13 protein-coding genes and 1 pseudogene are annotated in these 12,465 nt (G+C 42.8%); 11 read left to right on the top strand and 3 right to left on the bottom strand.

Annotated elements, in window-relative coordinates; translation table 11 throughout:
• Positions 1–38 precede the first annotated feature (38 nt).
• From ACH0BF_RS11355 to ACH0BF_RS11375, 5 genes and pseudogenes are all read left to right on the top strand, one after another.
• Positions 39–791, top strand: coding sequence for a DeoR/GlpR family DNA-binding transcription regulator (locus tag ACH0BF_RS11355; RefSeq protein WP_120036366.1), 753 nt, complete (start codon positions 39–41; stop codon positions 789–791).
• Positions 788–1,702, top strand: coding sequence for a 1-phosphofructokinase (gene pfkB / locus ACH0BF_RS11360; protein ID WP_120036367.1), 915 nt, complete (start codon positions 788–790; stop codon positions 1,700–1,702). The genes ACH0BF_RS11355 and pfkB overlap by 4 nt, the downstream gene beginning before the upstream one ends.
• A 12-nt stretch (positions 1,703–1,714) precedes the next feature.
• Positions 1,715–3,592 carry a PTS fructose transporter subunit IIABC gene (locus ACH0BF_RS11365; protein WP_406909402.1) on the top strand — a complete coding sequence of 626 codons (1,878 nt, stop codon included), beginning with the start codon at positions 1,715–1,717 and terminating at the stop codon, positions 3,590–3,592.
• A 122-nt stretch (positions 3,593–3,714) separates the two neighbouring features.
• Entirely contained in the window at positions 3,715–4,206 is a 492-nt protein-coding gene (locus ACH0BF_RS11370) for an STAS domain-containing protein (protein ID WP_142927239.1), read from the top strand.
• A 216-nt stretch (positions 4,207–4,422) separates the two neighbouring features.
• Positions 4,423–5,694: pseudogene (locus tag ACH0BF_RS11375) on the top strand (uracil/xanthine transporter).
• A gap of 130 nt (positions 5,695–5,824) precedes the next feature.
• Here the strand turns inward: ACH0BF_RS11375 and ACH0BF_RS11380 are convergent.
• The gene (locus tag ACH0BF_RS11380) at positions 5,825–6,730 is read right to left on the bottom strand and encodes a TIGR01777 family oxidoreductase (RefSeq protein ID WP_406909403.1); all 906 of its coding nucleotides are present in this window, start codon (positions 6,728–6,730) and stop codon (positions 5,825–5,827) included.
• 110 nt (positions 6,731–6,840) lie between these two features.
• Here ACH0BF_RS11380 and recX point away from each other — a divergent pair, with 110 nt between their 5' ends.
• Complete coding sequence (recX, locus tag ACH0BF_RS11385; protein WP_340856157.1) at positions 6,841–7,638, top strand: recombination regulator RecX; 798 nt, start codon at positions 6,841–6,843, stop codon at positions 7,636–7,638.
• Between the two features lie 3 nt (positions 7,639–7,641).
• Here the strand turns inward: recX and ACH0BF_RS11390 are convergent, their stop codons facing one another.
• Positions 7,642–8,319: an SDR family NAD(P)-dependent oxidoreductase gene (locus tag ACH0BF_RS11390; RefSeq protein ID WP_259455706.1), complete on the bottom strand. Its 678-nt coding sequence runs from the start codon at positions 8,317–8,319 to the stop codon at positions 7,642–7,644.
• 68 nt (positions 8,320–8,387) lie between these two features.
• Between ACH0BF_RS11390 and ACH0BF_RS11395 the strand changes: the two genes are divergently transcribed.
• Both ACH0BF_RS11395 and ACH0BF_RS11400 read left to right on the top strand, forming a co-directional pair.
• Positions 8,388–8,699: a YfhH family protein gene (locus ACH0BF_RS11395; RefSeq protein WP_120038134.1), complete on the top strand. Its 312-nt coding sequence runs from the start codon at positions 8,388–8,390 to the stop codon at positions 8,697–8,699.
• A 32-nt stretch (positions 8,700–8,731) separates the two neighbouring features.
• Entirely contained in the window at positions 8,732–9,001 is a 270-nt protein-coding gene (locus tag ACH0BF_RS11400; RefSeq protein WP_120036374.1) for a YfhJ family protein, read from the top strand.
• Positions 9,002–9,118: 117 nt separating this feature from the next.
• On the opposite strand, the gene ACH0BF_RS11405 is transcribed toward ACH0BF_RS11400, so the two are convergent.
• Positions 9,119–10,105: a metal-dependent hydrolase gene (locus tag ACH0BF_RS11405; RefSeq protein WP_120036375.1), complete on the bottom strand. Its 987-nt coding sequence runs from the start codon at positions 10,103–10,105 to the stop codon at positions 9,119–9,121.
• Between the two features lie 99 nt (positions 10,106–10,204).
• Between ACH0BF_RS11405 and mutY the strand changes: the two genes are divergently transcribed.
• The 3 genes from mutY to ACH0BF_RS11420 all read left to right on the top strand — a co-directional run.
• Entirely contained in the window at positions 10,205–11,299 is a 1,095-nt protein-coding gene (mutY, locus tag ACH0BF_RS11410) for an A/G-specific adenine glycosylase (RefSeq protein ID WP_406909404.1), read from the top strand.
• A 69-nt stretch (positions 11,300–11,368) separates the two neighbouring features.
• Positions 11,369–12,118 carry an enoyl-[acyl-carrier-protein] reductase FabL gene (gene fabL / locus ACH0BF_RS11415; RefSeq protein WP_340856152.1) on the top strand — a complete coding sequence of 250 codons (750 nt, stop codon included), beginning with the start codon at positions 11,369–11,371 and terminating at the stop codon, positions 12,116–12,118.
• Positions 12,119–12,186: 68 nt separating this feature from the next.
• Positions 12,187–12,465 (top strand): gamma-type small acid-soluble spore protein (locus ACH0BF_RS11420; RefSeq protein ID WP_406909405.1); only part of this gene is annotated, 279 nt, incomplete at its 3' end.

Consider the following 12,465-nt stretch of genomic DNA (forward strand, 5'->3'; position numbering starts at 1 on the left):
AGAGTATAAAACCGATCTCATTAAGAGAGGTGAGTGGAGTGCTAACAGAAGAAAGGCATCATCTCATTTTACAATTGCTGAAGGAAAAAGAAGTACGGAAGCTGCAAGAGTTTGTGGAAGCGACAGGTTCTTCAGAATCAACAATTAGAAGAGATTTAAGCCAGTTGGAAGAAGAAAAGAAACTGATTAGAGTTCATGGCGGAGCAGCGCTAGTGAAGCAAAAACGATCAGAACCAAGCATGATAGAAAAGTCAACTCGGCATACAACAGAAAAAAAGCGAATGGCGCTTTATGCAGCAAGTCTTCTTGCGAACGGTGATTGTATTTATCTTGATGCCGGTACAACCACATTTGAAATGATTCCTCACATAGAGGGGAAAGATATAACGGTCGTCACAAATGGAATTGCCCATGCCGAGGCTTTAGTAGAAAGAGGGATACAAACATTTGTTATTGGCGGTTATTTGAAAGCGAATACACGGGCGCTTATTGGACAAGGAGCTTTACATGGCTTAAGTCAATATAGTTTTGATAAATGTTTTATTGGGGTAAACGGCATACATCCCAATGCTGGATTTACTACTCCTGATCCGGAGGAAGCCCTTATTAAGCGGACAGCAATCGAACGGTCGCAAGCGGCATATGTATTAGCTGATCCATCCAAATTTAATGAAACAGCGTTTGCTCATATTGGCCATTTACAGGAAGCAATTATTATTACAGATAAATTAGAAGAAGAAATTCTCCATTTATACGGTAAAAAAACTAGTATAAAGGAAGTGAAAGCATGATTTATACATGCACGCTAAACCCAGCGATTGATTATATTGTTCATCTTGAACATCTCGAGACAGGCACCTTAAATCGGGCAGTCTCTACAGCCAAGTTTGCAGGTGGAAAAGGAATCAATGTCTCTAGGGTACTTACCCGTTTCGGAGCGGAGAACACGGCACTTGGTTTTCTTGGTGGTTTCACCGGTGAGTTTATTATAGATGAACTTAATAAAGAAGGGATTCATCATCAATTCATACGAATAGCACAAGATACGCGGATTAATGTGAAAGTAAAAGCAGGAAATGAAACAGAAATCAATGGGCAAGGGCCAACGGTTACGCTTGAGGAAAGTGAGCAATTTAAAGACTTGATTAAGCAGCTAAATAAAGGAGATATCCTGCTTTTAGCGGGAAGCGTTCTTTCGTCTTTGCCGGAAGACTATTATGTGCTGTTAATGAAAATAGCCCAAGAACGTGGCATTAAGATAGCTGTAGATACGAGCGGTCCCATACTGAAGAAGCTGCTTGCTCATAAGCCGTTTTTAATTAAGCCTAACCACCATGAACTGGGTGAGCTGTTCCAAACAGATATCCAATCAAGAGAACAGGCCGTTGTTCTGGCAAAACAGCTAGTAAGCGAAGGCGTTGAGCACGTAATGGTATCCATGGCGGGAGAAGGAGCTTTGTTCGTCAATAAAGACGTCGTTCTTTCCGCGAAACCGCCGCAAGGCCAAGTGAAGAATTCAGTCGGTGCGGGAGATTCAATGGTTGCTGGTTTCTTAGCTGGTTATGCAAAAGGGGCGGCAATAGAAGAAGCATTCCGTTTCAGCGTCGCGGCTGGAAGTGCAACCGCCTTTTCTGAGGATTTATGTACGAGAGAAAAAGCAGAGAAATTGTGTTCTGAAGTGCAGATTTCGAAATTGGAATAGGAGGGCATGAAGATGAACATTACAGATTTATTGACAAGAGAAACAATGATTCTTAACCTTCAATCGACCGATAAAGCCTCTGTAATTGATGAGCTTGTTGAAAAGCTTGACCAAGCGGGCCGGTTGAATGACCGGCAGCAGTATAAAGAGGCGATTTTAGCCCGTGAAGCCCAAAGCACTACAGGAATCGGTGAAGGCATTGCCATTCCACATGCGAAAACAGGTGCTGTTAAAATACCAGCGATCGCTTTCGGCCGCTCCAAAGAAGGCATTGATTACGAAGCCCTTGATGGACAGCTAAGTCACCTTTTTTTCATGATTGCAGCGCCTGAAGGAGCCAACGATACCCATTTGGAAACTTTGTCACGCTTGTCTTCTTTCCTTATGGATCCGGGCTTTCGCCAAAAGCTGGATGCTGCACAGACGGAAGAGGAAGTGTTGGCAGCTATTAATGAAATGGAGCAAGGAGAAGAAGAGGAAGAAATAGAACCAGAAACATCCTCGCTTAAAGGAAAATTGCTCGCAGTAACTGCTTGTCCTACAGGAATTGCTCATACGTATATGGCAGCTGATGCTCTGAAAGCCAAAGCGAAAGAAATGGGCGTAGATATCAAAGTAGAAACGAACGGATCGAGCGGAATTAAAAATGCATTAACGGCGCAAGATATAGAAGAAGCGACAGCCATTATTGTGGCAGCAGATAAACAAGTGGAAATGAACCGTTTCAAAGGAAAACATGTTATCCAAGTGCCTGTTGCGCAAGGAATCCGCAATTCAGAACAATTGATTACAAGAGCCCTCAGCCAGGATGCTCCGATATTTAAAGGGGATCATTCAAATGCTTCCCAGGAGCAAGGCGAGGAAAAGAAAGAAAGAACAGGCGGTTTCTATAAACATTTAATGAACGGCGTATCTAATATGCTGCCATTCGTTGTCGGCGGCGGAATTTTGATCGCTATCTCATTTATCTTTGGTATTCATGCAGCCGAGCCAGGGCATGAAACTTACAATCCAATTGCTAAAGCACTAATGGACATCGGCAGTGGAAACGCATTTAATTTAATGATACCAGTGCTGGCCGGTTTTATCGCGATGAGCATTGCTGACCGTCCGGGATTTGCTCCGGGAATGGTTGGCGGTTTGATGGCGTTTAATGGACAAGCTGGTTTTCTCGGCGGGTTAATTGCCGGCTTTTTGGCAGGGTATGTCGTGCTGGGAGTGAAAAAAGCGCTTGCTAGATTGCCGCAATCACTTGAGGGCTTAAAGCCTGTCCTCTTGTACCCGCTATTTGGGATTTTAATTACCGGTTTAATTATGATGTTTGTAGTGATCGGGCCGGTTAAAGCATTAAATACAGGGATTACAACTTTCTTATCCGGCCTCGGAACTGGAAATCTTGTTCTTCTCGGCCTCTTGCTTGGCGGCATGATGGCTATTGATATGGGAGGACCGATCAATAAGGCGGCCTTTACATTTGGCATCGCCATGATTGAAGCCGGCAACTATGCACCTCATGCAGCCATTATGGCCGGCGGAATGGTTCCACCGCTCGGCTTAGCCCTTGCTACTACGATATTTAGAAAGAAATTCACAAAGCAAGAGCAAGAAGCGGGAAAAACATGTTATGTAATGGGCCTTTCCTTTATTACGGAGGGAGCGATTCCGTTTGCAGCAGCGGACCCAGGACGGGTGATCCCAGCTGCTGTCGCTGGATCGGCAGTGGCAGGAGCCCTTACCATGATGTTCGGCATCGGTCTTCCAGCTCCTCATGGTGGGATTTTTGTTTTTCCAATCGTTCAGGGAAGCGCGTGGCTTTATTTACTAGCTGTGGTGATTGGGGCGCTCGTCACGGCTTTCACAGTCGGATTACTGAAAAAAGAAATTAAATAACTTTCTTTAACTTACATCCTTCCACAAAAAACCAGTGGGAGGATTCTTTTTATGCTGGCTTTTTGTTATAATGAATGGTAGTTTCCGGCCTTTTAAAATAACGATGGGGGTTTATAGAGATTATGCAGAGAGAAGTAGACGAGTTGCGGCAAGAGGTTAAGGAATTAAAACAGCAGTTAAGAGAGTATGAAGAATTGATTAATGAAATCTCTGTACCTATCATTCCATCTATCGTTCCAGAGACTATTTTAGTGCCTGTGACGGGAAAGTTGTCTCCTGATCGATTAGAATTGATTTTTACAAAAATAAATGAAGTGGCTTATCGCCTGTCTTATACGGAAGGCTTAAATACAGTGATCATTGATTTTACCGCTATTTCTAAAAGAGAATTAGGAGAGATTGATACGCTGGGAATGTATATCGAGAATTTCCAAAAAGCTCTAAAATTAATGGGAATCGATACAATCTTTGTTGGCTTTACTCCAGCAGTTACTCAGGATCTTATCCAATCAGGGGTATCCATTGTAAATGACTTAAATACCTTTTTGTCTTTTCGGGCAGCCCTTCATTACTTAATGAAAAAGCGGGGGATCACTTTTCAAAAAATAAAATGAAATGGCAGCCTGTTCGCGGGGAAAGACCGCAGATCTAGTATATAAAACCATCCCATAGCACCGGGCTTTCCCGTAGCATCCAGCAGTTAAAGATGTGACAACGGGGAGTGGGCTATGGGATGGTTTTCTTTTTTCTCCAAATGACAATGGCGCCGCTGGATGATGAATGAAGAAGGGATGGGTAGGATGAAAGCATTAAAAGCATTGCCGATGGGTATGGCAGCAATTCAGTGGGTTTTCTTTATTTTTGCTAATACAATTGTTGTCCCAGTTTCAATAGGGGCAGCGTTTGATCTATCTGCAGAAGAAGTGGCAATGACACTTCGCAGCTCGCTTATATTTACAGGAGCAGCCTGTGTGTTGCAAGGATTATAGGGACACCGTTATCCGCTGATGGAGGGGCATTCAGGACTTATGTGGGGGCTGCTTTTGAATTTGAGCGCTTCTGCTGCTGCACTTGGCATGGATTTGCAAACGATTGGTGGAGGAATTGCTACAGGAATGATTGCCTCAGCTGTTTTTATGATCATAGCCGGGTTATTTGGCCTGTCTGCACTAATCCAAAAAGTTTTCACGCCCATGGTGATGAGCGTGTATCTATTTTTACTTTCTGCACAGCTTATTTTTATCTTTTTCACAGGCATGCTGAAACTAAAGCCGAATGGAACATTAGATATTCCGGTTAGCTTATTGTCTATCGGTGTTGTGCTGCTTGTAACGATACTAAAAGTGAAGGGAAAAGGCTCTATCAGTAACTTTTCGATTTTGATTGGTATTGTAGTCGGATGGATACTATATGACCTGCTGTTTCCGGGAGGCGCTGCTTTGTCCGCAAGCAGCCAATCATTTGACATGTTCCCTCTAGGGACACCTAATTTAGAATGGGGAATTATTTTGACAACCTTCACAGCCGGTGTATTGAATCTCAGCAATACCATTGCTTCCATTCAGGCAGCTGCTCGGCTGTACAAGGAGCAGCCTTCGGAAAGTCGTTATAATCGCTCGTTTACGTTGACTGGTTTATACACAGCAGCCGGTTCTTTTTTAGGGCTCGTCCCCTATGCCCCGTTTACTTCCACAATCGGATTTTTGGAAAGCACCCGCATTCTTGACCGGATTCCCTTTTTAATTGGTGGCGGCTTATTTAGCCTGCTTGGCCTGATTCCGGTTGTCGGCTCTTTCTTTGCAACGATGCCTATTACTATCGGAAACGCGGTGCTATTTGTCGCTTATTTGCAATTATTTGGCACCGCGCTGCAATCCATTCAAGGGACGGTTTTTAATTCAAACACTATTTTTCGGATTGCCCTCCCCGTGTTAACAGGAATCAGTCTGATGACTGTTGATCCGATTATTTTTAGCCAGTTGCCTGTTTATTTGCAGCCGCTTTTTTCTAATGGATTAATTATGGGGGTTCTACTATCCATCACTTTGGAATTAGCCATTAAATGGGAAAGATATGACACTCCGGGTTTATATGAAAAATAAACTTTCCACATTTTATTCACATACTGTGGATAACTTTTTCCACATATTTTAGAAAACATAGATTGATAAAATAAAAGAATAAACAAAAGTATCCACATTATTCACAGGGTGTGGATACTTTTGTGCACAACTATGTATAAATGTCTGTCAACGCTTGTTTTATATGTGGGAATTGAAAGATAAATGAGTGAGCCGTTAATTTTTGGGGAAGGACTCTTTGGCCATCTAGAATCAAAGTGCTCATTTCTCCGAGAGCCATTTTGATAGCAAAAGCCGGGACGAATAACCAGTGAGGACGCTGAAGAACTTCGGCTAACGTTTTTCCAAGTGTATTTAGATGTTCTGGCGAAGGGGCAGTTAAGTTAACCGGACCATTTATATCTGACTGGTTCATAATGAAAAGGAGGGCCCTTGCTACATCCTTAATATGAATCCAGGACATCCACTGCTGTCCTGAAGCAATTCGTCCACCTGTAAACAATTTATAAGGTAAAGCCATGCGGGGAAGTGCGCCTTCTTCCTTTCCGAGAATGACACCGAAGCGTGCTGTCACAGTCCGGATGCCAAGTGCTTCAGAGTGTTGTGCCTCCGACTCCCAAATATCTACCGTCTTTGCGAGAAAGCCTTTAGTTGTCGTCTTTGATGATTCTGTAAAAGTCTCTTCAAGCGAAACTGGATAACAACCAATGGCGCTTGCGTTGATAAAGACGCTAGGTTTTTGCGGAAGTGCTGCCATAATTCTAATCATTTCTTTAGTAGATGAGATACGGCTGCTGATTATCTGTTGCTTGCGCTTCTCCGTCCAGCGTCCGCTATTAAGCGATTCACCTGCTAAATTAATAAAGGCATCGATATCTTGAAGTTCTTTTTCTGGCTTGGAGCGGTCGTCCAGCCATTTGACATAGCGAATGTTGTCTGTATCTTGTTTGTTTTCGAAGCTCCGTGTTAAAATAACGACTTGATGTCCATTTTCTAGAAGCTCATCGATTAGTGCTCTTCCTACAAATCCTGTGCCGCCGGCAATAACCACCTTCATTTTACCCCTCCCAATCTCCCTTTAAACATTGGATTTTATCTATTATAGTACCCCTCCTTGAGCGGCATTGAAACAATTTCATGGTACAGTAGAAGAAAGAGGTGATAGATATGAAGGTTATTACAAAAATCTCTCTTCAACAAAAGCTTACAGATCGGTATAACATTTTCATAAATGAGGAATACGCCTTTAGCGTTGATGAATCTGTACTTATTCAATACGGATTAAAAAAAGGAATGGAGCTGACCGATGAGCAGATAGACGGTATTATTCGGAGAGATGCAGTACGTAAAGGCCTGAATATGGCTATTCAATTTTTGTCTATTCGAATGAGAGCGGAAAAAGAAGTAAGAGAGTTTTTAATAAAAAAAGAGGTCGAAAGTGAGTCCATAGAAGAGATTATCCATGCTCTTTACCGGATGAATTATCTAGATGAGGCTGAATTTGCCAAGGCTTATACGAATACACAAATCAATGCATCAGATAAAGGACCGAAAGTCATTGAACGAGAGTTAAAGGAAAAAGGAATTGAGGGTTCTTTAATAGAAGAAGCACTCGCCAAATTTGAAGAGGGGCTTCAGCTTGAAAAATCAATCAAGCTTGCCCAAAAATATCGTCAGAAGTATAGAAAAGAATCTCCTATTATTCAAAAACAAAAAATAGAACAGACGTTAAGCAGAAAAGGATATGAATGGGGGATTATTCAAGAAGCGGTCGCAGGATCAGAAGAGGAAGGAAACGAAGAGGAGCACTTGGAAGTGCTTATGTATCAAGCGGCAAAGGCTCACCGCCGATATAATAAATTTTCAGGCGGTGAATATCGTCAGAAGATGAAGCAGGCGCTTTACCGAAAGGGTTTTTCTATGAGCGACATTGAGCAGGCTATCGAAAAGCTGCAGGAAGAATAGGGGTTATGTTTTAATAATAACCTCTAACTGCTCTTCTGCTTCATGAACGATTTGCTTAGCAATCTCTTTCGGGAGAGGAAAGCGAGAGGGATGTTCCACATGGTTTGAATGATCCCAAAAGGGCGTGTTCATGCCACCCATGTAAGCGGCTACGAAGCGCAGTCCACTGCCTTCATATTCTTTTTGAAGACTTTCTGTAAGTCCGCGCAGGGCAAACTTGCTCGCACAATAGATGGCTTCGTGTTTTTTTCCACGCAGGCCAGCTGTGGATATAATATTAATAACCATGCCACTGCTTGTTAAAAGCGGCAAAAAAGCTTTTGTGAGTAAAATCGGAGCATAGACATTAACAGAAAATATCGTTTCCATCATTTCGACTGTAGTATCAGAGAAGGGACCAAACATACCAATCCCTGCATTATTAATTAAAATGTCTATGGAGCAGCCGCTTGATTGAAGGGAGGCGGCTATCTTTTCAATGGACTCCGGTTGGCTTACATCGAGTGAATAAATCGTTGCTACGCCACCAGCTGCTTCAATTTCTCTTTTGACTGCTGCTAGCTTTTCGATATTGCGACCTGCTAAATGAACGTGAAAACTTTTTTGGCTATAAAGAAGTGCTAATTCTTTTCCGAGTCCTGATCCGCTCCCGGTAATGAAACAATTTTTCAAGATAACCATCCTTTCTGCTTTCTTATTTGTTGTCATTTCACTATACTGAAGGAAAAAAGGGTGTGCAACTATTGGAAATGCAGAAACGTTACAGTGATATGGAAGAATATGAATTGAGACAGGAAATTGCCCGATTAAAAGAGAAAGCACGCAAAGCTGAACAGCTAGGTATCGTGAACGAATTTGCCGTTTTAGAAAGAAAAGCGTTAATGGCGGAAGCTTATTTAATGAATCCGAATGATTTTATTCCAGGAAAGCAGTATGAAATAAAAGGAGCGCCAGGTAGTTACTTTAAAATTGATTATATGAACGGTGTGTTTGCTTGGGGATATCGAGTCGGTGGCGATGGTGAGGAAGAAGGCTTGCCAATTTCCATGCTCAAGCTTTAGTCCATGATTTTATAAAAGAAAGGGTGCGCAAAGTGGAAGATATTTTTGAAAGGCTGACGAATCTTTTGCTAAGTAAAAATGAGCGTTTGTCCCATGCTCGTGCCCGGACATGGGTCGAGCTTTTGTGGGAAGATTTTGAAACGACTTATGCAAAAGCTGGACATGACTATCAAGGGAAAGAATTGACCGAAAAAGTTGTTCGGCAGTGGCTTGAAAACTATGGGGACCGTCTTCACGAATTTGCCGGGCGCAACCCTAAATACAGTCATTTGCTCAAAGATGAAAATGATCTGATGCATTAATGGAACCCGCTGACTTATACTAACAGGATGCATGATAATCCAGCTATTGTTTTCGCTAATAGGCATACCAAAGGTAATAAAAGAAAAAGGACGCTTAAAGGCGTCCTTTTTCGATCGTTAATGGGATTCCGGTATAAAAGTCAGCTTTTTGCGTAATTTTTCTTCGCTGAAAATCCAGCCAGTGTAAGAGCCGATTACATTATAATCGAGGTCAAGCTGAACAACAGCCACAAACGGATAATAGCCGTTATTGCGGTAGCGAAGATCAATAAATTTTACTTCATAACAATCATTGTACTCTGCTACTTCCCAACGGTACACTGGGGAGAAGTGCAAAAAAGCAGCGAGGTTTTCGTTTTTCTTTGCTGCTTGGAACAGCTCAGAATCAGGAATTCTGACCCGTTTATATTTATCAAGAATTGTAACCGAACGCCTATAGCCACGGGCAACATAAAAGTGTGACGGTGTTTTGACCGCGACACGCCATTGGTTAAAACGGATTGTTGGCGCGATAATAATTTCTTCTGCGTCGGGGATTAGTTTCTTCACTGAGCTCCTAATTGCCCCCTGCATTTGAAAGCGCAGAATGTAATAGCCGATTAAAAGTAAATAAATGAACAGAAACGTATAACCAGGGTGAGCCCCCAGTCCCCACATGATCAATCCGACTAAGTGCAAAGAGAAGATAAACGGATCAAAGGTGTTAATCACCCCAAGAGCAAGCCACTTAGAAGAAAAGGGCCGAAGCGCCTGGGTACCATAAGCATTAAAGATATCGACAAATACGTGAAGGAACACTGCGAACTGTGTCCACAACCATAAATGAAGCAAGTCACTTCCTGGAAATAAAAAGTAAATGACTGCAGTAATCAATACCGGCCAAAGAATCACTGCCGGTATGGAGTGGGTGGCTCCGCGGTGATTGCGTATATAGACAGCGTTGTTCCTAAGCTTTAAAATTGTATCTATATCAGGGGCTTGCGAGCCGATTACTACTGCAGTCATCACTGCATACTTGGTCATTGGTTCAACAGCGACAACAGGGTCGAGTGTTGCCAGACCGCCTAGCGCAATCCCCATTACAAGGTGAGTGCCAGTATCCAAATGCGTCCCTCCTTTTACAAAGTACGGATGATGCTATTTTGGTTCTAAATTTTACTATTCCCTTTATCTTTTTAATTCTAACATCTATGGAGGCTAGTTGTGAATTTTCCATCTCTTAATAATATAGAAAAAGTAAATGTCCGGCAATTTCAACAAGATTTGCTTCATTGGTATAAAGAGGAAAAGCGTGATCTGCCCTGGAGGAAAGACCAAGACCCTTACAAAGTGTGGGTGTCAGAGATTATGTTACAGCAAACGAGAGTGGACACGGTCATCCCGTATTTTGAAAACTTTATTAAGCAATTTCCGACAATTGAGGCACTTGCGAAAGCAGATGAAGATCAAGTGTTGAAAGCATGGGAAGGGCTGGGATATTATTCGCGTGTCCGCAATTTGCAGGCGGCAGTTCGTGAAGTGCATGAACAATATGGCGGGAAGGTACCTGATACAAAAGAAAAAATCTCTTCCTTAAAAGGAGTGGGGCCGTATACGAGTGGTGCCATCTTAAGTATTGCTTATGGAGTGCCTGAGCCTGCTGTGGACGGCAATGTTATGCGCGTGCTGTCCAGGATCCTATCGATTTGGGAGGATATTGCTAAAGCTTCCTCGAGAAAGATCTTTGAAGAGGCGGTACGGCAGTTAATATCACGGGAAGATCCGTCTTCATTTAATCAGGCATTAATGGAATTAGGAGCGTTGATTTGTACGCCTTCCACGCCTTCTTGTCTTCTTTGCCCGGTGAGGGAACATTGCTGTGCCTTCCAAGAGGGAACCATCCATGAACTGCCGGTCAAAACAAAAAAGAAAACGATGCGTCATGTCCACTTAGCGGCAGCTGTTGTAAAAACAGAAAAAGACGAAGTAATTATTCAAAAGCGTCCATCAGAAGGATTGCTTGCCAACCTGTGGGAGTTTCCGAATACCGAGCTCAGCGGAATGGGCAGTCCAAAAGTGGAATTGGAACTTTTTTTGAGACAAGTGTATGGTCTGGAGGTTCAATTAGACTCTGAGCCTTTTGCAAAAATACAGCACGTGTTCTCCCACTTAACGTGGGATATTGACGTATATGGAGGGACCGTTTCCATAGCAGATTTAAAAAGAGAAAACAGCCGTCTTGTAAAAGCAGAAGAGGTAGAAAAGTATGCTTTTTCTGTTTCCCATCAAAAAATTTGGAAAAAGGCCAGGCAGAAGTGACAGCGGGCGTTGTTTATTCCCCGAAAAGACCGTACACTCTAAAAGTGTAGAAAGAAGGGAGAAAGAATAATGGAACAAAAAGTAGCATTAGTAACCGGTAGTAGCCGCGGCGTGGGCAAGCAGATCGCTCTTGAATTAGCTAGAAAGGGCTATGACATTGTTGTGAATTATGCACGCAGCAAAACGGCTGCCCTTGAAACAGCGGAAGAGATTGAACAATTAGGAAGAAAAGCACTCGTTATTAAGGCAAATGTGGGCGATGTGGACAAGGTAAAAGCAATGTTTGCGGAAATAAAGGAAAAGTTTGGCCGACTGGATGTGTTAATTAACAATGCAGCTTCCGGAGTTCAACGGCCGATTATGGAATTAGAAGAAAAGCATTGGGACTGGACGATGGACATTAACAGTAAAGCCTTGTTATTTTGTTCTCAGGAAGCAGCTCGCCTCATGGAAGAAACTGGAGGTGGAAGCATCGTCAGCATTAGTTCACTTGGAGCTATCCGCTATTTGAAAAATTACACAGCAGTGGGTGTGTCCAAAGCGGCTGTCGAGGCGTTGACGCGTTATCTATCAGTGGAGTTGGCGGAGAAGAACATTGTAGTCAATGCTGTTTCAGGTGGAGCTATCGATACGGAAGCACTGAAGCATTTCCCTAATCGTGAAGAAATATTGGAAGATGCGAGAATGAATACGCCTGCAGGAAGAATTGTCCATATAGAGGACATTGTACTTACCGTTATGTTTTTAATTTCGGAAGGTGCGTATATGATTCGCGGGCAAACAATTATTGTTGATGGTGGACGCTCACTGTTAGTTTAAAATTTTTTATTAAGAGAGGATAAGTTATGATCTCCCGGGGCAAATTAGTTCTTGTGGAGGTGATAATCATGGCAAACCAACCAAACAACAGACAACGTACACAAGCTGGTACAGATGTTAATGAAGTAAGACAACGCAATGCGGCTTCAGCTGCAGGTCAAGGTGCAAACTTCGGTACAGAGTTTGGTGCTGAGACAGATGCTCAGCAAGTGAGACAACAAAACGCTCAATCACAAGCTCGCAAGAACCAAGCGCCTACTGCAGGCCAAAGTGCAAACTTCGGTACAGAGTTTGGTGCTGAGACAGATGCTCAGCAAGTGAGACAACAAAACGCTCAATCACAAGCT

It is taken from the genome of Pseudobacillus sp. 179-B 2D1 NHS (assembly GCF_045370945.1).
GTDB lineage: Bacteria > Bacillota > Bacilli > Bacillales > Domibacillaceae > Pseudobacillus.

Coding starts and splice junctions, on each gene's coding strand:
- pfkB (WP_120036367.1), top strand. CDS start 788: ATGATTTATACATGCACGCTAAACCCAGCGATTGATTATATTGTTCAT.
- ACH0BF_RS11365 (WP_406909402.1), top strand. CDS start 1,715: ATGAACATTACAGATTTATTGACAAGAGAAACAATGATTCTTAACCTT.
- ACH0BF_RS11370 (WP_142927239.1), top strand. CDS start 3,715: ATGCAGAGAGAAGTAGACGAGTTGCGGCAAGAGGTTAAGGAATTAAAA.
- fabL (WP_340856152.1), top strand. CDS start 11,369: ATGGAACAAAAAGTAGCATTAGTAACCGGTAGTAGCCGCGGCGTGGGC.
- recX (WP_340856157.1), top strand. CDS start 6,841: ATGAAGGTTATTACAAAAATCTCTCTTCAACAAAAGCTTACAGATCGG.
- ACH0BF_RS11395 (WP_120038134.1), top strand. CDS start 8,388: ATGCAGAAACGTTACAGTGATATGGAAGAATATGAATTGAGACAGGAA.
- ACH0BF_RS11380 (WP_406909403.1), bottom strand. CDS start 6,730: ATGAAGGTGGTTATTGCCGGCGGCACAGGATTTGTAGGAAGAGCACTA.
- ACH0BF_RS11390 (WP_259455706.1), bottom strand. CDS start 8,319: ATGGTTATCTTGAAAAATTGTTTCATTACCGGGAGCGGATCAGGACTC.